Source organism: Paenibacillus sp. Dod16, from assembly GCF_049893405.1.
Taxonomy (GTDB): domain Bacteria; phylum Bacillota; class Bacilli; order Paenibacillales; family Paenibacillaceae; genus Paenibacillus_AQ.
This window is the reverse complement of the sequence record NZ_JBNDYG010000079.1, coordinates 1-22,212: the sequence shown is the minus strand read 5'-3', so window position 1 is coordinate 22,212 and position 22,212 is coordinate 1. Positions and strand designations below refer to the sequence as shown.

Genomic DNA, 22,212 nt, shown 5'->3' with positions numbered 1-22,212 from the left:
TCGCCTTGATCTATCGGATGTATTCGCTGCTGACGAGCTGGTCTGCGATTACTTCCGTTGGGACCGTAAATTCCACGACGCCCATATAGCCGGGTGCAACTTCGTATTCATTGAAGCTGATGACCAGTTTGCCGTCTTGGTTGATATAGAAATTTTGGTCCTTGGCGATCGTTTGGAACAGATCCTCTGATGCATCGGGCTCCACGCCAGGCTGCTCCACCCAGTAGATGTTGTCCGGATTATCCTGCATCTGGTGGCGCATCTGCTCCTTGATATTGTCGCTGATGACCTGGATATAACGATCATCCTTGAACAGACTTGGCAGCGTGATCACCATCTGGTTCTTCTTGTCAATCGTATCGTATTTTCTGGATTCGGCAGAGCCTCCAGCAGATTCGACAATATAGCGCGAAAGCGTCAGCAGCTGTTCATTGTCGGTGATCACTTCATAACCGCTAGTAAGACTCAGATGCGCGCCGCCTTCTTTATTTAATAGGGCCACTTCGTCTTTGAAGTTTTCATACAGTTCCTTGTTTTCTTCCAGGTATTTGTTATTTAGGGTTTGCTCAAGCTCCGTATTTCCTAGGTTCGCAATGCCGGGTGTTTCGATATGCACTTCCGTGTTATCGTCTTGCTCGGCATATTCACGGATGGTGATCACCTTGATGATATGGCCCAGAACCGGCACATCGGACATGGCCTGGGCCAAGGCAGGGCTGGTATTCACTCCGGCGAACAGTAGGATGCATGCAGCTGCGCTACTAGCGAGCCAGGGCAGCGCTCTATTTTTTTTTCGTCTGGTTGCTATGGTCTTGTTGACAATCGAGCTTAGTTCGTCAGGAATAGGAGTGCTCTCGTACTGCTCTTTCATCCTATTCAGCTTGTCATGCATTATCGTTGTGCCTCCTCTTGATCTTCCTCGCTTAAGTTCACCCGCAGTCTCTGTAGTCCTTGGTATAATCTCGTTTTCACCGTGCTGACGTTCTCGTGGAGCACTTCGGCAATTTCGTCAATCTTCATATCTTCAAAAAACCGGAGTATAATGACGACCCGATACTTGTCGGGTAATTCCTCCAAAGATTGGGCCAGATCCAGATTCGGATAGTGGTCATGGCTGCCGGGTAATATAACCTCCAGGTTCTCGTCGTCCATGACGTGGACTTTTTTCTGTTTTCTAATGAAATCCAGGGAGGTTGTTACGATAATTCGGAAAAACCAGCTTTTTAGTGAACCCGTCTGCTTCAGCTTTTCCATGGATATAAATGCTTTGTGGATTGCGTCCTGAACGATATCGAGGGCATCCTCTTTATTTCTAACGTAGCTGTATGCCAGCCGGTAGGCGCTGTCCTGATGTTCGGTTATGCATTGGATAAGAAGCTTCTCAAGCTTCCGGCCGCCTCTCATGTAAATATGACACTCCTTTGGGCCCGCGCGGGTAACCATCAATTGCAATTGACTTACGGAAGCAAGACGTGCGAGTCTTGCAAAAAGTTTGATTCTGCGAAAAAAATTAAAAAAGCCGTTGTTTCTGTTTCTGTCTCATTATTCAGCCCAGCCTTCCAGAATCGCAAAAAGAAAAAGACCCCAGTTTTCACTGGGGTCCGGGACGCATGGGTTATTCGTGCTCATATTTCTGGATAACAATCGCCGAATTATGTCCGCCGAAGCCGAAGGAATTCGACATGCCAATCCGAAGCTCGGCCTTTCTCGCCTGATTCGGTACGTAATCCAAATCGCATGCCGGATCGGCATGTTCCAGATTGATCGTCGGCGGTATGACGCCTTCCTGTAAGGATTTCACGAGTGCGATGGCCTCTACGCCGCCGGATGCGCCCAGCATATGTCCGGTCATCGACTTGTTCGCCGTTACCGGAATGCGATACGCCTCCTTGCCAAACACCTGCTTAATGGCCGCTGTCTCCGAACGGTCACCGATGACCGTGCTTGTGGCATGGGCGCTGATGACATCCACATCAGATGGGGCGAGATTCGCCTCGGTCAGGGCCAGCTTCATCGCCCGTGCCGCACCGTTGCCGTCTTCCGGCGTGGCGACCATATGATAGGCATCCGAGCTGGCACCGTAACCGATGACCTCGCCCAGAATGACGGCGCCTCTGCGTAAGGCATGGGAGAGCGATTCCAGGACGAGGATGCCGGCACCTTCTGCCATGACAAATCCGTCCCGGTCCGTATCAAACGGCCGGCTGGCCCGGCCCGGTTCATCGTTGCGGGATGAAAGGGCGGTTGCGTTCGCGAAGCTGGCCAGTGAAATATCGGTCAACGCCGCTTCGGAGCCTCCCGCGATGATGATGTCGGATCGGCCGGCCTGGATGTTAAAGAAAGCCTCGCCGATCGCCGTATTGCCGATCGAACATGCCGTAACCGGGGCCTGCGTGGAGCCCAGCGCCTTGTATTTAATGCTGATGAGCGCTGCCGCCATATTGGGAATCATCATGGGTACCAGGGTAGGACTGACCCGTTCGGGACCCCGCGATGACAGCGTGCCGCTCTGATTCATCAGGGTCTGGATGCCGCCGATGCCGGAGCCGACATATACCCCCATCCGCTCATGATCGATCTGATCAAGATCGAGTCCCGACTGGCTTATGGCTTGATCCGCCGCAGCCAGCGCAAACTGGCAGAAGCGGTCCATACGCCGGGCTTCCTTGGCGCCGAACAGCGCGTTTGCGTCGAATTCCTTTACGGCACCTGCTATTTGTACCTTCTGTCTTGGTGTGTCCAAAGTTTCTATATGTGTAATACCGGACTCTCCTCGTACAAGCCGGGACCAGAACGTCTCAACATCATGGCCCAACGGCGATATGACGCCCATACCGGTGATAACGACTCTTTCCATGGTTCAAGCCTCCTTTAAGACTTTATAACTTGTCAATCTTAAGGTTATAATGTCACGTGTAGTATCCTATTACAAGATACCGTTTATCCTAGTATAAATACTGCTATCTTTAGTTGGATGAAGGAGGCTTATAAGATGAATTCCCAGGTTAGACTCCAAGCTTTGTCGGCTTTCCTGAAAGGACAGCGTGCCAAAATCTCGCCCGAGTCCGTCGGATTGCCGCCCGGGTCACGAAGAAGGACACCGGGCTTGCGCAGAGAAGAGGTGGCCCAGCTGGCAGGTGTCAGCACCACTTGGTACACCTGGCTCGAGCAGGGACGCGACATCCAGGTGTCGTCGTCCGTGCTGGACTGCGTCGCCAATGCGCTACAGCTGAACGCGGATGAGCGAAGATATCTGTATTCTCTGGCGCTGGAGAGCGGGGCGGAGCCTTATACGGTCAAACAAGAAGCGGTGCAGATCAGCCCGTCTCTGCAAAAAATCATCACCGAGCTGAAATATTGCCCCGTCATGATCTCGGATCGGATGTGCAACATCGTGGGGTGGAACCGTGCGGCTGCGTATGTGTTTCTTGATTTTGACCGCATCCCGCCCGAGGAGCGGAATATGATCCGGCTGCTTTTCACCCGCAGGGAGTTTCAGCGGCTGGCGGTGAACTGGGAGCAGTTCGCCAGCGGCTTCCTGTCGATGTTCCGGTCCTATTACGGTCAATATGTCGAGGATGAGTGGTATGACCGTTTTCTGGAAGAGATGAAACAGGGGCATCCGGAGTTCAATCGGATGTGGGAGCAGAGCCAGGTCAGCTATGCCCCGGAAGTACATCTGGAATTCCGGCATGCCAAGGCCGGAAAAATGGTATATGAGCTCACGTCGCTCAAAGTATACGGAAATGATGATCTGCGGTGCAGCATTTATACGCCAGCTCCGGATACGACCACGGAAGCAAAGCTGCGGCAGCTGATGGAGGAGAAGTAAGCGGAGGGGGGGCTCGGTAGAAGGGATTTGCGGGGCCCCGGACGCTATCGAGGGGAGTGGCGGGGCTGGGTGATGCTATCGAGGGGAGTAGCAGCGCTGGCTGCTCCTGTTGCTCCTGGTGTAGGATTCGGTTGCTGCTTGCTGTTGGTGCGGCTGAGGTAAGGGACTCCAGTGGTGTGTGCACTTGCTGTACCAAGAGTAGGGGTTCCGTTGCCGTTGCAGTAGCTGCGCCAAGAGTAGGGATTCCGTTGCTGTTACACTAGCTGCGCCTGAAGTAGAAGACTCCAGCTCCGATTGCACTTGCTGCACCCAGAGTAGGGATTTCGCGCCGCACTTACTGTTCTTGAAGTCATCTACTACTTGTTGCACCCGACTTATCGGACACCAGTTCCGCTATTTCATGAGATAACGCCATATTTTCAAACTTAGCGGACACTAGGTACGTTATTGGGCTCGTATTCGGCGTTTTATCGTTTTTTGGAGTAAATAACGGAACTAGGGTCCGTTCGAGTTCGAAAATGGTGGATTTTTCCCTAAATAACGTATCCTGTGTCCGTTTATGTATAGTATCGCCACCTAATACCCTGCTACCAGGCCCGACGTTCTGGTGCTGACTGTCTTGCGCAGGTGAGGACGATTCCGTGCCAGACTTACTGTTCTTGAATCATCTACTACTTGTTGCTCCCGACTTATCGGACTCCAGTTCCACTATTTTATGAGATAACGCCATATTTTCAAACTTAGCGGACACTAGGTACGTTATTGGGCTCATATTCGGCGTTTGCATCGTTTTTTGGAGTAAATAACGGAACTAGGGTCCGTTCGAGCTCAAAAATGGTGGATTTTTTCCTAAATAACGTATTCTGTGTCCGTTTATGTATAGTATCGCCACCTAATACCCTGCTACCTGGCCCAACGTTCTGGTACTGACTGTCTTGCGCAGGTGAGACGGATTCCGTGGCAAACTTACTGTTCTTGAAGTCATCTACTACTTGTTGCACCCGACTTATCGGACACCAGTTCCGCTATATTATGAGATAACGCCATATTTTCAAACTTAGCGGACACTAGGTACGTTATTGGGCTCGTATTCGGCGTTTTCATCGCTTTTTGGAGCAAATAACGGAACTAGGGTCCGTTCGATTTCAAAGATGGTGGATTTTTTCCTGAATAACGTATCCTGTGTCCGTTTATGTATAGTATCGACCTATTAACCTGCTACCAGGCCCGACGTTCTGGTGCTGACTATCTTGCACAGGTGAGGAGGATTTCGCGCTGGACTTACTGTTCTTGAATCATCTACTACTTGTTGCACCCGACTTATCGGACACCAGTTCCGCTATTTTATGAGATAACGCCATATTTTCAAACATAGCGGACACTAGGTACGTTATTGGGCTCGTTTCCGGCGTTTTCATCGTTTTTTGGAGCAAATAACGGAACCAGGGTCCGTTCGAGTTCGAAAATGGTGGATTTTTCCCTAAATAACGTATCCTATGTCCGCTTATGGATAGTATCGACCTATTAACCTGCTACCTGGCCCGACATTCTGGTACGGACTATCTTGAGCAGGTGAGGCGGATTACCTTCTAAGCAAGGGTACCTCAAGTTGAGCCGGATTACCTTCTAAGCAAGAGTACCTCAAGTTAATTTCGGATTACCCTCTAAGCAAGAGTACCTCAAGTTGAGCCGGATTACCTTCTAAGCAAGAGTACCTCAAGTTAATTTCGGATTACCCTCTAAGCGGGAGCACCTCAAGTTGATTTGGATTACCTTCTAAGCAAGAGTATCTTAAGTTGATTCGGATTACTTCTAAGCAAGAGCACCTCAAGTTGATTCGGATTACCTTCTAAGCAAGAGTATCTTAAGTTGAATCGGATTACCCAAGACACAGGACTTCAACTGGTTCGAACCTTAGAATCCTTAGTCATACAAGCTTCATACGCGTAAACAAAACGAAATCCTGTTAAGCATTAAACTCCTCCAAATAACAAAAATCCCGCGTTGGCTCAGGGCCTCCGAAAAATGGCAAGTTTTCAGTGGCCGTGTCCTCACACGGGGCTTTCTTTTATTCAACGATATGGTTATAGAACGGCATCTGGTAACCGCCTAGAAATTCCATAGGTATTCCGCTGTGCTTCACCCCTTCGGGGCCGAGTATCCAAGATCGCCTATCCGTTTACTCCTTGATATGACGATTACGCCCAGTCGCACCGCAGCGTGAAGAGATCCTTCAACTCATCGGTGGACAGCTCGGTAATCCAGCCCTCGCTGCTTGCGATAACCTGATCGCTCAGCTGCTGCTTGCTCTCCAGCATCTCGTCGATCCGCTCTTCGAGCGTCCCCATGGAGATGAACTTGTACACCTGGACATCCTTGGTCTGTCCCATCCGATAAGCGCGGTCGGTCGCCTGATTCTCCACAGCGGGGTTCCACCAGCGGTCGAAGTGGAACACGTGGTTCGCCGCGGTCAGATTCAGACCTACGCCGCCGGCCTTGATGGAGAGAATCATGACATTCGGCTGTTCTTCGGGCGGCAGGGTCTGGGATTGGAACTGCTCGATCATGCGGTCGCGCGTCCGCTTCGGTGTGCTGCCGTTCAAATACAGCACGGGTTCACCCAGCTCTTGATGCAGCACCTGCCGCATCATCTCGCCCATGCCGATATACTGGGTGAAGATCAGGCAGCGCTCGCCCTCGTCCCGCAGCTCCTTCACCATGGACAACAGCCGCTCCAGCTTCGCTGAACGGTTGACCACGGCCTCGGTATCAAGCAAGCCGCCGCCTCCCGGCAGTTCCGGGAGCGGCTCCTTCGTCAGCAGAGCCGGATGGTCGCAGAGCTGCTTGAACTGCGTCAGAGCTGCCAGAATGGCGCCTTTGCGCTCAATGCCCTCAAGCTTTTGCATGCGTTCCAGGAGACTGCTCACGGTCTGATCATAAAGCGCGCCTTGCTCGGCCGTAAGATGAATATAAGTCTTCATCTCATTTTTGTCCGGCAGGTCGAGCTGAATCGCAGGATCCTTTTTCTTGCGCCGAAGCATGAAGGGCTTAATCAGCTTCTGCAGGTCGGCCGTGCGCTGCTCGTTTTTGTCTTTTTCGATGGCCTGGATGAACCGGAGATTGAACGCCCGCAGGCTTCCAAGATATCCGGGATTGATGAAGTCATAGATGGACCACAGTTCGGACAACCGGTTCTCAATCGGTGTGCCGGTCAGCGCGACGCGATGCCTTGCCGGGAAGCTTCGCACGGCGGCGGATTGTTTGGTGTCGGCATTCTTGATGTTCTGGGCCTCGTCGATGCCGATCGTTTCCCACTTCATGTCTCTTAACATTTCTTGATCAAGCGTCGCCGTAGCATAAGAGGTAAGGATAATATCGGCTTGGTAAGCCTCTTTATAGAAATCCTCGCTGCTGCTTCGTTTGCCGCCGTAATGAAGCATGACCCGGAGCGAGGGGGCAAACCGTTCAAGCTCTTTCTGCCAATTGCCCAGCACTGAGGTGGGACAGATCAGCAGGGAAGGGAGGCGTCTTTCTTCCCGCTCCATCGTCATCTTCACGTGCAGCAGGTAGGCGATAAACTGCACGGTTTTGCCAAGACCCATGTCATCGGCAAGGCATGCACCAAGCCCGTAACGCCGCAAAAAGGCAAGCCAGGCAAAGCCGTCATGCTGATAAGTCCGCAGCTCGGCCTTCAGCCCAGCCGGGACAGGGAGGCTCGGCCATTCGTTTTGGCGGCCGAGCTGGCCTATGAGCTTCACGAGGTGCTCGTTCAGTTCCACCTCAAGCTTGATCCGCTCCGGATCCTGTGTTTCCTCCGAATCCTGCTTCGTCTGCTCCGACCCATCGTTGTTCCCGAGCAGATGAAGGTGCAGAATATCTTGAAACGATAGACCTTCCTCACGGTCTACGCCCGCCATCATCTGGCGGATTTGGGCAACCAGGGCGGGATCCAGCGGAATCCACTGCCCCCGGAACCGTACCAGCCGTTCGTTCCGGGCAACAAGCTCGGCGAATTCTGCCTCGGAAAGGGTAGCTTCCCCGATGGCGATGCGCCAATCGAAATTGACCAGCGCGTCCAGACCGAACAGGGAACTGCCGCTGCTTCGCTCGGCGTTCTCGCCCTCGCCCGAGCGTACCTTCGCCCGCAGCTTGGGCTTCTTCTTGCTGGCGGCTTCCCACCAAGCGGGCAATAGGACCAGCCAGCCTGACTGGAGCAGCCGCTGGCTGTCGTCGGTCAGGAACTGCCATGCCGCCTCGTCGGACAGCGGCCTACCGAGCACGTCTTCAGCCGGAGCATGAAGCACCCTTGCCGGCAGTGCTGCCTGCAATCCTTGGAGCCAGCCGGGGGCCCGCTCCTTGATATGAGGTGTCCATGTCTCGGGCCATGATCCATATGCCTGCCCGTCTTCAGCAAGACGAACGGCTGCAAGCGCCGCGGCGTCTTGCTTGTCTTGCAATACAAGACGAAGACGCCATTCGGCTTCGTCTTCGTCAGGCTCCAACAATTGCAGCAGCGGCCGGAATGGAGCGGTATCCGGTCGCCATCCGATGGCGATCAGCCATGACTTGTCGTCCATGCCCTCGGCTGCCGTGCGGTTCGGCGAGAAGAGAAGCGGGTATTCTCTGCGCAGGTCAGCCGCCGACTCTTCGCTGCCGTAACACTGGTCTTGCACGGCGGCGGAGAACGCTGCCCGCAAGCCTTCATTCCATATCTCGTCTGCATTCAGCAGGGACAGACGGGACTGCTCTTCCGCTTTGAACGCCTCTGTATCCCAGATCCATTGCAGCTTGCCCAATCTGAAGGCGCTCAAGCTGGGCGCATATTGCTTATTCTGAATGCAAGCTGCCAGCGAAGGCGCAAGTTCAATGAAGGGAAGGCAATCCTCGTCCCATACCCATTCAATATGTTCCAGCAGCCGTCCATCCGCAAAGAACGGTATGACCTGCTCGGAAGGCAGGATGACCACTTCCATGTCCTGAACGGATTGAACGGTAAGCTCTGTTCCGTAGAAGGAAGCTTCGTGCCACGCGAATAAACGGTGCTTCAGGTATTGTCCGGACACATAACCCTGCATGACAGTAGAGCCGTATATGACGGCATCTCCGTATTCGCTTAGCGCCATGTGGACCGTGATGGTTTCTGTGTGTCTGCTCATGATATCAGCTTTCCTCTCCGCAGCTCTTCCTGGAATGCGCGAAGCCGGCTGTTTCGTACAGATAACGAGATAATGAACAGATCCCAGCGCTCCTGCTGCTTGAGCTTTTTGTATAGCTTGGCTAACCGTTTGAGCAGCTTGACGGCTGCTTTATATCCGGCTCGGTTCTTATGAAGGATGTACCGCTCAACGGCCTGATGGTAAAAAGGCAGCAGAAGCTCGGGTGCGTTCTTCTCGATCGGTGCCAGCTCGCTGACCCGGAGTTCCAGCGGCTCCCGGCCTGTGCTTAGTTGATAGTCGATCCATTCCCGCCATCTCCCGTGCGTGATCAAGGCATTCTGATAGATGTCCTTCGAATAAGGAAGCATGTCGGCAAGACTGCTCCACATCCGTTCAGCCTCCTCGGGCAAGTGCTCTATGACGGCATCCCAGTAGTATTGATAGCTGCTGAGATGCTCGTTGCGGTGACTGCCAAGCAGCGGGCCGATCTCCGGGAGCCAGCGGGCCAAGCGGTCCCATTGCTGCCCTGAATGCAGCATGTCGAAGAAGCCAAGGACGGAAGCGGGGGGCAGGCTGCTGACCTTGTCTGCTTCCCTGATCAGGTCCCAGGACGATTCATCTTCTCCGAGATAGAAGGCCATTAAGCCCTGCGCCATATACCATGAGGCGCGTGAAAGACTGCTGCTGAATTCGGCTTCGGCTGTCTGCAGCTGCTCTAACTCCGCCTGGATTAAGCTGCTGTCTTTTTTCGAAAACGGATAGATCCAGTACATCCAGAGCTGCATATAGATCTGGGCGTAAAATTTGCGGTTCCGCGGCTCGCTCAGCATGCTCCGCCGGGCATGCGAAATCGTCTCGGTCAACCGCTGCCTGAATGCCTCCCCATGTTCGCTGACCTCCAGCCCTTCGTGGAAGATGCGCTCGATTCTGGCCAGGATATGATCCGCTGCCACCTGCGTATGATAGCCGATGTAGGAGCCGGAGGAATTCCAGGCACTGGCGGGCTGCTTGACGAGCTTCTCGAGAATGAAGAGATGCGCATGGAGCTCGTATAACGGATCCAGATCCGGCGGAAGCGGGGGTTTAATGTGATGGAGGGAAGCCAGCGCATTTTTGGCGTAAAACGAATTCTGCGTATTCGTTCCCAGCGAAGCCGTGCAAACTTCGAACAGCTCATGCCATGCGGAGATTGGCAGGTCGGGCAAATGATCCGCTTTGACTCTCCATTTTGATGCTCCGGCAGACGGTCGGTCCTGCGCTGGGCTGAAGCCGGACTCGCTTCGGTCATACGAAGAGGTGGAAGCATATGTGGTGGAATGCGCATTAACCAGGGCGTGAATGGAACGACCCTGAAGTTGAGCATAGTCAAGCAGAACAGCCACCATATGCTTGCAGCCATCCTTAACGGGACAGCTGCATTCGCTGTCGCTCAAGGAGCGAAGGTGAAGCTTGGTACGGTAGGTTTCCGTTCCATCCACGGAAGCCTCGACCACACCGGTCTCATCTGCCGGCTCGCTGGCGTGGACACGACCTTGCTTGTAATACTGAAATCCCCGTTTAATGGTCAAATCGCTGAAAAATCCGGCGGTTTGTTGAATCAGCGTCTGCCATTGTATATCATCTAACGTTTCGTTTGAGTTCATCATCGGACGGTCTCCTAAGAGAAATAATTCTAAGTATCCATTTAATCTATCACATTCCCATAGATGAAGAAACAAGCCAGGGCAGCTTCTCGCTGGAAAAGCCCGGCAACAGGCTGCACGGGCTTTCTTTTATGGGCGGAGCGATATGTGTTCTCCCTAAACCTAATACTGAATCGTAAACCGGCCGATCTGATCGCATTCCTCGGCGAACCAGACCTCGCCGCCGGAATCCACGGTTATGCCATGAGGTTCTGCGGAGGGGGTAGGGATTGGATACTCGGTAATGTCCCCGGTACAGGTAATTCGTCCGATTTGATTGGCTCCCCATTCGGTAAACCATAGATCCTCGGAAACACCCGCCGTGATGGCATGGGGTCTGGCATTCCCGGACGGGAGCTTGAATTCCGTAATTTCCCCGGCGGTTGTAATCCGACCGATTTGATTGCCGTTGATTTGAACAAACCATAGAGCGCCATCGGCACCTGTCGTGATGCCGACCGGTCCGGATTGCTCTGTTGGAATCCGGTACTCGGTAATCTTCCCGTCCACCGTAATTCGGCCGATGCAGTTGTTCTGGTTTTCCGTAAACCACAACGCGCCGTCCGGACCGGCTGTAATATAGGAAGGGTACGATCCTTCGCATGGTAAGTCATATTCCGTGATAATGCCTGCCGGCGTTATACTTCCGATTCGGTTGCCGATTAGCTCGGTGAACCATATGGCTCCATCCGCACCCTCAGCCAAGCCGTAAGGAGACGAATTGGCTTCAGGCATCTCGAATTCCGCAAATGTTCCTTCCATTGTCATCCTTCCGATTTTATTTGCTTTGTACTCCGTAAACCAGAGGTCACCGGTATGGGCAGAGAGGATGGACATGACCCCGGCATCTGGAGTCGGCACTTCGAACGTGCGTATATCCCCATCTTTGGTGAGCCGTCCGATCCGGTTTCCTTTTTGTTCCGTGAACCATATGGTCCCATCTTGTCTTGCCGTAATACCATAAGGTCCCGATTCCCGATTCGCTGTCTTGTATTCCTGTGCGGCGATCTGCATGCAAACATGCCTCCTGTTTAGAAAGTAGTTGTTAGGAATGCTTTATAAGACGGATTCTTCATTTGTCTGAGCGTAAACATGTCTCTCGCTCCGGTTGCCCGTAATCGGGGAGGTTCAGTCTTGGATGTTTGGATGAGTGCCTGTCATGGATAATCTCCATTCTCTCAATAGGTGTTTTTAAAATAGAAAAAGCCTCCCACTCCGAGATTTCGGAATAGGAGGCTAATATGAACAAGGAAGATGCGGACTTTCATGTAGAAGTCTCAAACATCCACCTGTCACATATAAAAAAAGCCGCACGAATCCTATCCCGAAAACCTCGTATCGAAATCGAAGTGTTTTCCAAATGCTTGGGACAGGATTAGTAGATCATTGGCTTTTGGTTCACCCTTTCATTTCTGGTTGCCTAGACTTTACCACAGGAGATTCAGTGGTTTCAACCCTGAATTAACTGAAGTTTACCTTCACAACCGCCGGTTTCTTTTCTCATCGATGTAGAGTTCGAGCGCGGTTATGGCCCGGATCATCAATTTAATGAGGAGATACAAAGCATACAAACCAAGCAGCATAAAAAGTCCGTTTATGATTAAGATCAACATGGGCCATAAATTAAACATGGAACTGGAACTACCTATACTCATATGGCTCGCCTCCCTTCAATATTTTCCTTGCAGGGTTCTCCCGGAACCGGAATGATAACTTCGAACTCTTTATTCCATAATATAACAATCATATCTGATTCTAACATAACAGAAGGAGCGTGGTCATGATTTTTGCCATTGAATGGGGTGAATGATTGGATGCCCGGCAGGAAGGGGGCGACAGAGGAAGTATTTACATCATTTATGGATATGAACGAACCAATCCCGGTCACGATGCGTTTTAGTTATATAAACCTTATATTACAACCCAAGGAGATTTAGAGAACATGATCACCCGGAAATGGACAAGAATAGCAGTAAGCGGCGCTATAGCGGCCACCATGCTGATGAGTACCTTCGTACAGGCTCAGGCTGAAGCTGCACCCAAGAAGGAAATGGAATTAAACATCAATCATTGGATTGTTACGACGGATGTTAATCCCGTCATCGTGAATCAGACCACGCTGGTTCCCTTGCGCGTTATGAAGGACTACTTGAAACCCATGGAGCTTCACTGGAACAACAAAAACAAGACGGTAACTGTCAACACAGGTGCCGATCAAGTCACGTTAGAGATGGGAAGCATGAAGGCGAAGGGAAAAGGGAAGGCATATTCACTATCCGTTCCCGCAGCGTTAAAGGATGGCCACGTTATGGTTCCGATTCGATTTATAGCGGAGCTGTACGATGCAGAAGTAGGCTGGGATACGAAGGAGAGAATGATTTACATCTATACTCCGGATGTCGACGTGTCAACGGCGGAGGAGAACGGGCATGTAAAGCTGTATCCGGTAAGCGTTACGAAATACGGCAGATATGAAGGCATGGTGGTCGAGGTTGAGGGAAGGAAGCGGGTCTTTGAAGACTGGAACGGCGGGGACGGTACCCGTAAACCCGTCATTCAATATCAGGATGTGACAGGCGATGGGAAGCCTGATTGTTCTACGTGGACGGGACCGGCACGGGGCTTTACATGGGAGAGATGCATGTTGTCGACGCCGAGACTCTGAAGGAAATCCCTATCGAATCATTGGAGCAGGCGGTATTGAGCCATGTGCAATCCAACATCGAGAAGTATGCGGATCACTTTGTTATCAAGCTTTTGATCGACGGGAAGGAGTATGTCCAAAGGGTCGAGGATGATTCCAAGGATAAAAGCTACTTATATGATAAGGTTGGCTTCGGCGCCATCGTCAGGCACAAACTAGCGGAAGGCCGGCTTGTTACGGAAGCGGCAGGGAGCATAAGTCCGGCCGGTTTTGCCGGGAATCTGCAAATAACGTATCGATTTCAAGAAGAGTCGAACCGGTTTGTGGTGGATAGCATCGAATACAGTCTGGAAGAGTAGGAGAAGTAATCGTTTATTGCACACATAACTTTAGAACTACATATAAACGCATATGCAATAAGAGGGGATAAACTTGAACGAGAAGCCACTAATCTTGATAGTATGATAGGTCTTGCTAATAAAAAGGGTGCTGCGGCGCTCTTTTTTTACGTTTTTAATCCAATTCATCCTAATTTATCCCCTCCCCGATCTCCAAAAAAGAACGAATGGAAGTGGCACATATGGAACATATGCAAGAAGATTTCATCCCCTTTCATAGGCCTTTATTACCATTTACTTGAGTCTAAAGATTCCTCTAAGATAGTTAATAAACCTGACACATTTTTGCTAGGAAAAGAGAGTGATTTCAAAGTAAACGCATTCAATGTCAAGTAATATAACAAGCCCATACCATAGGGACTTTGAACGAGGTGTTTTTATGCAGCAATGGCTTGGGAAATCGCTAAAGCATAAATTGTCGTTACTTATTATTGTCGCTACGCTGGTGCCGCTGCTGTTTCTTGGTATTTTCTCTTTTAACATAGCCAAGAGCCTGACGGAGGAGAAGGCCAAGATTACAGGAATGAATACGCTTCGGCAGCTGGAAGCTTACCTGGATACAATGGTCAAAGACGTGGAGAACATCTCGTTGTTTCTCATCGGGCATACCGGAGTTCAGGCCTATCTGAAGACCGAGCAGAGCAACTATGTCCAGCAGACGACGGTTATCAATTTTTTGACGAACCTGGCCTTTTCCAAAGATTATATCGCCAACATCATTGTCGAACCGCTCGGCAGCAAAGATGCAATCTCGCATAAATCCTTGGTACGGTCCGAGTTCCGGGATATTACCGAAATGGTTCCCGACTATTACGAGCAGCATCCCAAATGGTGGTCCTTTGTTCATCGCCAGTGGACCTTCGAAGGCGTTAGGAAAGTCATTACGTTGGCCAGACCGATTCGGAGCACGGATAAATATAAGCCGATCGGGAACCTGCAGATTAACCTGGACCAGGGCGTCATTGCCAATCAATTCCGGCAGGCCGTTCTAGAGAAGACCGGGTTTGTCCTTCTTCTTGACGAGAATAATCGGATCATCGCCGGTCCGCCGGATATGGAGACCAATCTTACGCTTGCAGATTATTATCCTGCGATTGGAGAGTTTGAGGGGCTCAGCGGCAATATTGACTATGGCGAAGGGAGTAACAAGAAGACCATCCTCTATAAGAAAATGTCCAGCGTGAACTGGAAACTGGTCGGCATCATTCCTTCACAGGAATACCGTTCCCAGAACCAGTACTTCATCAAATTGACGGCGGTTGCGGTCACGGTGGCCATCCTGCTCGCCATTATACTGGTACTTTTCCTGATCCAGAAAATTACGAATCCGCTGTCCGTGCTAACGAAGTTTCTCAAGAACTCAAGCCCGGAGGAGCCGCTGCCTGCGCTCCCGGTTAAGACGGTCGATGAGGTCGGACAGCTCATTATCAGTTATAACCGGCTCAGCTCGCGAATTGTGAAGCTTACCGATGAAGTGAAGCTGAACGAGTCGCTGAAGAAGGAGGCGGATATGCATGCGCTGCAAGTGCAGATCAATCCGCATTTCCTCTACAATACGCTGTCATCTATCCATTGGCTGGCGCTGATGAACCAGGATGTGAAAATTGCCGAGATGGTGGGATCGCTCAGTGATTTCCTGAGGTTCAGCCTCAATAACGGGCAGGAATATTGCACGATTCAGCAGGAAATTATGCATGTCCGTCATTACGTGAATATCCAAACCATCCGCTATCCGGAAAAATTCAAGTTTGAGGTTCATGTGGAGGAAGAGCTGTATCAGCACACCATGTTAAAGCTGCTGCTGCAGCCGTTGGTTGAAAACTCCATGCTGCATGGTATTTTGAGCCGTGACGGGATGGGGACGATTACGATTCGCGGGCATCGCGAGCCTGAAGGGATCCACTTCGTGGTGGAGGATGACGGCATCGGAATGACGACGGATCGCCTGAAATGGCTTCAGGATCAGCTGGTTGAGAATCCGCTGCAGTACGAGAAGGGGCAGACCCCGCGCGGAAGCTACGGGCTGCGAAATGTCCATAAACGGCTGCTCCTTCATTACGGCAAGGATGCGGGCTTGCGTGTGGAGAGTACGGAAGGAGCCGGAACGCGTGTGATGTTTACGATACCTGATTTACCTGAAATTCAACAATCTGAATTATCCAGCAAAGGGGATGGCGACAATGAAGGTACTGATCGTTGATGATGAAGTGATCATTCGAAATGGTCTGAGTACAGTGATCAATTGGGCCGATAACGGCTTTACGGTGCTGACGCCCGCGGCTTCAGCGGAGGAAGCCCTTCAGCGTATTCCCGTTGAAATGCCCGAAATTATTTTTACCGATATTCGCATGACAGGCTTAAGCGGACTGGATATGGCACATGAAGTCAAGCAGCAGTATCCCGAGATCGAAATCATTGTTATATCGGGATATGACGAATTCTCATATGCGCAGCAGGCCATGCGGGAAGGCGTAAGTGACTATTTGCTGAAGACGAGCAGGCCCGGGGAAATTATCGAGGCTGCTGTCCAAGCAAGAGAGCGTTTGTTACAGCGCAGGCTTACACAAGCGAAGGGAAGGGCGCAGGAGTTGGTAGTCAGCCGGGGTTTCCTGAGAAGGCTGCTTGCTTCCGGCACTCCGCTGGACGAGCATGCCGAGGCCGAATTGTGTGAGCGATACCCGGAGCTGCGTTTGGAATCGAACGGCTCGGTGCTGCAGATCTGGATGCTGTCGATATATCCACTGCATCCAGAAGAAGAGGAACAATCGAACGTTAGCGAGCTGCATCGATTAATCGGCACGGAGTTGGCCGAAGAGCTGCAATGCGCGTGGCTGGAGTGGAACGGCTCCCTGCTTCTGTTGGTGCGGGCAGAGCCGAATAATGGCTGGGGGCGGGTAGATTCCGCTCTGCGGAAGATGGAATCCACGCACGCCTGCCGCATCACGGCTGCCAGCGGCCGACGGGTCGCAAACGCCAGGGAGCTGCACATTGCGCTGGCTACCGCGGTAGAGGCCAGCTCCTACGAGTGGCTGCTGCAATCGGAACGGCATATCCGTTATGAAGATATCGAAGGACGAACAGGCATCCGCACGGTCTGTTCGATGGAGGAAGAAACCAAACTGTCATCCCTGCTGCGTTCGGGAGAATCCGCCGACTTGCAGGCATGGGTGACGGATTTGCTGCGGCGCATCCAAAGTCAGGGCCAGGCAACGCCCGGCTCGGTTCAGGCTTACCTGCATTCCCTGATCGTCTCGGCACAACGATGGCTTATACGGGCTGCGACGTCTATCGGCTATACCAGTCCGGTGAAAGTGGAAGAGACGTACGATATCCGCGAGTTGACCAAGAATCCGGAGAAGGTACTGATCGATTCGCTCGGACTCATCATGAAGGAGTACCGTGATATGGTGTCGACGACAAGTCCCGTCCAGCGAGCGATCTCCTTCATTCATGAGCATCTGGGCCAGAGCTTGTCTCTCCAACAAGTGGCGAAGCATGTTCATATGAACCCCAACTATTTCAGCGAGATGTTCAAGAAGGAAACCGGACAGAATTATATCGAATTCGTGACCCAGGCGAAACTGCGAAAAGCGATGCACCTGCTAAGGGAAACGCCAGCCAAAATCAGTGAAATCGCGAATGAAATCGGCTATGAGGATATTAAGTATTTTAACCGCCTGTTCAAGAAATGGACGGGACAAACCCCGTCGGAGTATCGGGCAAATCCTGAATTTTGTCCCTCTATGGACTGAATTATATCCCCTATGTAAGCGTTATATCCTTTTATATACTTGGACTAATCATCTAAGACGTTTCATCATTTTCGTATATTAAAAAGGGGGATTGACCATGAGACCAAAACGTAAAATAGGTCTTGTACTGCTGATGATGTCACTGGTCCTTGCAGCTTGCGGAGGCGGGCAGAGCAAAGAGCAGGCGGGAGGAAATGAAGGCAATCAAGAGAAGGTCAAGCTGACCATCTGGCATAACTTCGCCGGTGACGACCTGCGCGCAAAATCAGTCCGAAGTTTTATCGATCAGTTTGCTCAGGACCATCCTGAAGTGACGCTCGATGCACAAGCGATTCCGCCGGACGGCTACCGTCAACGTCTGAGTACGGTTGCGGCTGCGAATGAAATGCCGGATGTATTCTTCGTATATGCAGGAAGTCAGTCAGCCGAGCTTCATCAGGCGAAGCTGCTTCAGCCGATTACAGAGGTGCTCGATGCGCATTCGGATTGGAAGGATAAATTCCTGCCGGGAGCGTTTGATCCGTACGAGTTCGAGGACGGCCAGATCTACTCCGCTCCACTAGGCATGTCGGCAACTTCGATTCTCTATTACAACAAAGCATTGTTTGACAAACATAACGTAAAAGTTCCAACGACTTGGGAAGAAATGATGGCAGCGGTTAAAACGTTCAACGATAACGGCATTACGCCGATCGCGCTCGGAAACAAAGCGCCATGGGTTGCGCAATCCACCATTATCGGATCGATTGCCGACCGTGTGACAGGCACCGAATGGTTTAAGAAAGCGGCAGCACAGGATGGCGCGAAATTTACCGATCCTGAGTTTATCGAAGCGCTTGGATATTTCAAAGAGCTCGTCGACAACAAAGCATTCCAAGAAGGTGCCAACAGCATCGACAACACGCAAGCCGAGCAGTATTTCATCCAAGGCAATGCAGCGATGATGATCAGCGGCGCGTGGACGCTCACCAACTTGGCGGCTTCTTCCTCGGAAGAGCAGATGAAGGATATTGAAGTGACGACTCTGCCTGCAATCCCTGGAGGCAAAGGCGAAGCTAACACCATCTCCGGCGGAGCTGGCGGCGGTCTGGCTCTTAGCAGCAGAACGGAAGGGAAAGCGAAAGAATTGGCGCTGGAGCTGATTTATGCGGTCAGCGGACCGGAAGCGCAAAAAGCGATTGCCGAGAGCAACTCCATGGTCATGTACGATACCGAAATCGATGAGTCGAAAGTTACTTCCTTGTACTACAAAGCCTTTAACCTGGTGAAATCCACAGGCATTACGCCGGTGTACGATGCTTATCTGTCTGCAGAGGCGGCTGAAGTCATCAACAACGGTCTGCAGGAAATTATGATGGGCGGTCCCGTCGAAGGTGTGGCCCAGAAGCTGCAGGACGCGCAAGCCAGATCCGCTACTCCATAAGAAACCATTCACCACTGCATAAGGATTAGGAGGGAGGAGGCTGCCATGCCTACAGCGATGAGAAGCAAAGGATTTATAGCCATAGCTCTTCTTCCTGCGCTTCTGTTGTTTCTGATATTTGTCATTATTCCGGTCTTCTGGTCAGCTTACTACGGATTTTTCAGTTGGAAAGGGTTCGGAGACGCCACATTTATCGGCCTTGATAATTATATAGAGATGTTCAAGGATCCGATCTTCTGGCGGGCGCTTCGAAACAACCTGATTCTGGTCGTATCATCCATTATTGGTCAGGTTCCAATCGCGTTGATTCTGGCCATTGTATTGTTCAAGAATTCGTTCTTCTCCAGGTTCATCCGGTCTGCCGTATTCATGCCGATGGTTCTCTCCACGGTTGTTGTCGGTCTCATCTGGGGTTACATTTACCATCCTCAGTTCGGAATCGCTAACTATGTGCTGGAGATGCTCGGTCTGGAGTCATGGACCCGTGCCTGGCTGTCCGATCCAAAAGTCAATATGCTGGCGATATCGATCCCGATTAACTGGGCGAACATCGGCCCTTATCTGGTCATCTTTATCGCAGCACTGCAAAATATTTCACCGGAGATCCATGATGCGGCCAAAATTGATGGGTCCACCGGCTGGAACAAGCTGATGCAAATCACGCTGCCGATGATCTGGAGCACGGTTGTCGTAACCATTGTGCTCTGTATCTCGGGAAGCCTGAAGGCTTTTGATCATGTTATCGTCATGACGGGCGGCGGACCGGCGCAATCGACCGAGCTGCTTGCCACCTACATGTACAACAGCACGTTCAGCGTGTATCGCTACGGTTACGGCTCCGCCGTTTCCACGATGATTATGATCGTCAGCGCCATTCTTATCGCGCTTAACTATTTCGCAACGCGCAGAAAGCCAAGTTAACATGAAGGAGGGAGCGATGTGAATTTACAGACGACCGGGACCGGAAGTGCCTCAGGGAAACGCGTCATCACGAAGGGGTTAACCGGGTTCGTAAAATTGCTGCTGATTGTGTATGCGATTCTTACGCTCTATCCCTTGTACTGGCTTTTTACGAGCGCGTTTAAATCGAATCAGGATTTCTTCACCAACCCTTACGGCTTGCCGAAGGAGTGGATGACCGAGAATTTATTCCGGGCATGGGAGCTTGGAAATATGGGCAGAGCGATGCTGAATTCAACGGTTGTGACGATTACAGCCGTCGTTCTGACCATCCTGCTCAGTGTACTTGCGGCGTATGTACTGTCCAGATTCGAGTTTCGGTTCAAAAAGCTGGTGGTCGTGTTGTTTACGACCGGGCTGCTGATTCCGATTCACAGTACGCTGGTGCCCTTGTTTATTATGATGAAAAATATCGGATTACTCGACACGTACGGTGCGCTCATTCTGCCGTATACGGCATTTGAGCTGCCGATCGCAATCTTCTTGGCGATGGCCTACATGTCATCCATTCCTAGAGAGATTGAAGAAGCGGCCATGATTGATGGCAGCGGCTGGTGGGGAATCTTCGGCAGAATGATTCTTCCGCTCTGTACGCCCATCGTGGCAACGATATCGATTCTGGCATTCCTCCGATTCTGGAATGACTTCTCCTTCGCACTCGTATTTATTAATACGCAAGCGCTAAAGACGCTTCCGCTCAGTCTGTCCCTGTTCTCGGACGGCTTCGGTACGGATTATAGCTTGACGATGGGAGCGATGGCGATCGCAGTCATTCCAACAATTGTGGCTTACCTGATCTTGCAGGAGCAGATTATGAAGGGTATGGTGGCAGGATCCATCAAAGGTTGAATCTTTAGCTTCAAGGAAATCCATTATCGCAAGGCAAAGCCCCTTCCGGACAACGGAAGGGGCTTTGCTTATTATTAGGTCAACCAGGATGGTTGACCTAATTCCATTTCGCTTCTCCCTCGAAAATATTCATGCACGATTTTCGGCTACGCCATGCCGGCATATCCAATATAATAGGAACACCAGGACAATGAGAGCATGATAGGATAGCTTGCAAGCGATAGCAAAGAGTAAGTACATGAGATCGAGGAGGAACCCCAAGTGATATCGGCTGCGAATCGACAGGAGTATTACCAGGCATTGCTGGAAAAGAAATCGGAGTACGAGGGCGTTTTTTATGTTGGCGTGAAAACAACGGGGGTATTCTGCCGCCCGACATGCCCAGCCCGGAAACCGAAGATGGAAAATTGCGAATTTTACGAGACGGCTCAAGAAGCGCTGCTTGCTTCCTTCAGACCCTGTAAACGATGCCGTCCTCTATCACACCCCAATCAGGTGTCCGACCTGGTGCGGCTGCTCGTCGAGGCGGTGGAAGAAAACCCGGAGAAAAGATGGACCAACCAGGACTTTCAGAAGATGTCCGTGGATGCTTCGACCGCAAGGCGCCAATTCAAAAAGCGGTTCGGAATGACCTTCGTTGAATATGCACGGGCCCGGCGGATGGGACTTGCCCTGAAGCAAATCCGGGAGGGGCACGCCGTCATCGATGCGCAGCTATCAACCGGCTACGAGTCCAGCAGCGGCTTTAGGGATGCATTTTCCCGCATCATGGGCGCGGCGCCTAGCCGATCGGGGCACCATAACATCTTAAAAGCTTCATGGATCGACACGCGTCTCGGACCGATGATGGCCATCGCAGATGAGGAGGCGTTGTATCTGCTCGAATTTGTAGACCGCCGGGGCTTGGAGCGTGAGGTTGAACGTCTTCGGCAGAGAACCAAGTCGGCAATCGTTCCAGGTTACACAGCACCGATTCGTTCGATCGAGCTTGAGCTCGGCACGTATTTTGACGGGAAATTATCGGAATTCAAGACGCCCTTGTTCCTGTTAGGATCGCCATTTCAAAAAGAAGTATGGGACCAGTTACTGCAGATTCCACCCGGACAAACGTCTTCGTATGGCGAGATCGCAGCAACCATGGGAAGGCCCACCGCTTATCGTGCCGTTGCCCAAGCGAATGGCGCCATCCAGCTCGCGATTGTCATTCCATGCCACCGAGTGATCAATACGAGCGGCGAATTGGGCGGATACGGCGGAGGATTGTCTCGCAAGCAGTGGCTGCTCCATCATGAGAAATCGATGAGCAATGCAACCATACATGAATAGTAGACTTTGGTCGTAGAAAAGGTCTTACCTATAGGTAAGACCTTCAGATTGTCGAGAAACCCTGCACTTTTTTCAAAGTACAGGGTTTCTCCCTTTTTAAGTGGTCACCTCAAGAGGGGAAATGGGGGGATTACCCCCTGTTTTCCAGGCGATCCAAGTGGATCGCCATCTTCTTCATATTCTGCACGGT

16 protein-coding genes are annotated in these 22,212 nt (G+C 51.5%); 9 read left to right on the top strand and 7 right to left on the bottom strand.

Going from position 1 to position 22,212, the window contains the following annotated elements; genetic code table 11:
- Positions 1-10: 10 nt before the first annotated feature.
- The 3 genes from ACPV3A_RS35965 to fabF all read right to left on the bottom strand — a co-directional run bounded on the left by ACPV3A_RS35965 (position 11) and on the right by fabF (position 2,857).
- A complete protein-coding gene (locus ACPV3A_RS35965) occupies positions 11-892 on the bottom strand; it encodes a DUF3298 domain-containing protein (protein ID WP_426204637.1) in 882 nt (293 codons plus the stop codon).
- The gene (locus tag ACPV3A_RS35960) at positions 892-1,404 is read right to left on the bottom strand and encodes an RNA polymerase sigma factor (protein WP_071219118.1); all 513 of its coding nucleotides are present in this window, start codon (positions 1,402-1,404) and stop codon (positions 892-894) included. Before ACPV3A_RS35960 ends, ACPV3A_RS35965 begins: the two co-directional genes overlap by 1 nt.
- 211 nt (positions 1,405-1,615) lie before the next feature.
- On the bottom strand, positions 1,616-2,857 hold the full coding sequence (fabF, locus tag ACPV3A_RS35955; RefSeq protein WP_426204635.1) for a beta-ketoacyl-ACP synthase II: 1,242 nt from the start codon (positions 2,855-2,857) through the stop codon (positions 1,616-1,618).
- A 135-nt stretch (positions 2,858-2,992) separates the two neighbouring features.
- On the opposite strand from fabF, the gene ACPV3A_RS35950 reads away from it, so the two are divergent.
- Positions 2,993-3,832 (top strand): helix-turn-helix transcriptional regulator, encoded by an 840-nt coding sequence (locus ACPV3A_RS35950; protein WP_194540611.1) that lies wholly within the window; start codon positions 2,993-2,995, stop codon positions 3,830-3,832.
- 2,198 nt (positions 3,833-6,030) lie between these two features.
- On the opposite strand, the gene ACPV3A_RS35945 is transcribed toward ACPV3A_RS35950, so the two are convergent.
- The 4 genes from ACPV3A_RS35945 to ACPV3A_RS35930 form a co-directional block, all read right to left on the bottom strand.
- Positions 6,031-8,988, bottom strand: coding sequence for a DEAD/DEAH box helicase (locus ACPV3A_RS35945; RefSeq protein WP_426204633.1), 2,958 nt, complete (start codon positions 8,986-8,988; stop codon positions 6,031-6,033).
- Positions 8,985-10,634 (bottom strand): SWIM zinc finger family protein, encoded by a 1,650-nt coding sequence (locus tag ACPV3A_RS35940; protein ID WP_426204631.1) that lies wholly within the window; start codon positions 10,632-10,634, stop codon positions 8,985-8,987. The genes ACPV3A_RS35945 and ACPV3A_RS35940 overlap by 4 nt, the downstream gene beginning before the upstream one ends.
- Positions 10,635-10,793: 159 nt before the next feature.
- Positions 10,794-11,684, bottom strand: coding sequence for a streptogramin B lyase Vgb(C) (gene vgb(C), locus ACPV3A_RS35935; protein ID WP_426204630.1), 891 nt, complete (start codon positions 11,682-11,684; stop codon positions 10,794-10,796).
- A gap of 464 nt (positions 11,685-12,148) precedes the next feature.
- Complete coding sequence (locus ACPV3A_RS35930) at positions 12,149-12,325, bottom strand: hypothetical protein (protein ID WP_339221258.1); 177 nt, start codon at positions 12,323-12,325, stop codon at positions 12,149-12,151.
- Between the two features lie 287 nt (positions 12,326-12,612).
- On the opposite strand from ACPV3A_RS35930, the gene ACPV3A_RS35925 reads away from it, so the two are divergent.
- From ACPV3A_RS35925 to ACPV3A_RS35890, 8 genes are all read left to right on the top strand, one after another.
- A complete protein-coding gene (locus ACPV3A_RS35925) occupies positions 12,613-13,335 on the top strand; it encodes a copper amine oxidase N-terminal domain-containing protein (protein ID WP_426204628.1) in 723 nt (240 codons plus the stop codon).
- Entirely contained in the window at positions 13,299-13,673 is a 375-nt protein-coding gene (locus ACPV3A_RS35920; protein WP_426204626.1) for a hypothetical protein, read from the top strand. Before ACPV3A_RS35925 ends, ACPV3A_RS35920 begins: the two co-directional genes overlap by 37 nt.
- 418 nt (positions 13,674-14,091) lie before the next feature.
- Positions 14,092-15,912 carry a sensor histidine kinase gene (locus tag ACPV3A_RS35915; protein ID WP_220686779.1) on the top strand — a complete coding sequence of 607 codons (1,821 nt, stop codon included), beginning with the start codon at positions 14,092-14,094 and terminating at the stop codon, positions 15,910-15,912.
- Complete coding sequence (locus tag ACPV3A_RS35910) at positions 15,893-17,464, top strand: response regulator transcription factor (RefSeq protein WP_220686778.1); 1,572 nt, start codon at positions 15,893-15,895, stop codon at positions 17,462-17,464. Before ACPV3A_RS35915 ends, ACPV3A_RS35910 begins: the two co-directional genes overlap by 20 nt.
- Before the next feature lie 97 nt (positions 17,465-17,561).
- Entirely contained in the window at positions 17,562-18,887 is a 1,326-nt protein-coding gene (locus ACPV3A_RS35905) for an extracellular solute-binding protein (protein WP_194540617.1), read from the top strand.
- 45 nt (positions 18,888-18,932) lie between these two features.
- Complete coding sequence (locus ACPV3A_RS35900) at positions 18,933-19,808, top strand: carbohydrate ABC transporter permease (RefSeq protein ID WP_194540618.1); 876 nt, start codon at positions 18,933-18,935, stop codon at positions 19,806-19,808.
- A gap of 18 nt (positions 19,809-19,826) precedes the next feature.
- Positions 19,827-20,696 (top strand): carbohydrate ABC transporter permease, encoded by an 870-nt coding sequence (locus ACPV3A_RS35895; protein ID WP_071219105.1) that lies wholly within the window; start codon positions 19,827-19,829, stop codon positions 20,694-20,696.
- Positions 20,697-20,957: 261 nt separating this feature from the next.
- Positions 20,958-22,022, top strand: a complete 1,065-nt coding sequence (locus tag ACPV3A_RS35890; protein ID WP_426204623.1) for a bifunctional transcriptional activator/DNA repair enzyme AdaA — start codon at positions 20,958-20,960, stop codon at positions 22,020-22,022.
- The last annotated feature ends 190 nt before the right edge of the window (positions 22,023-22,212 follow it).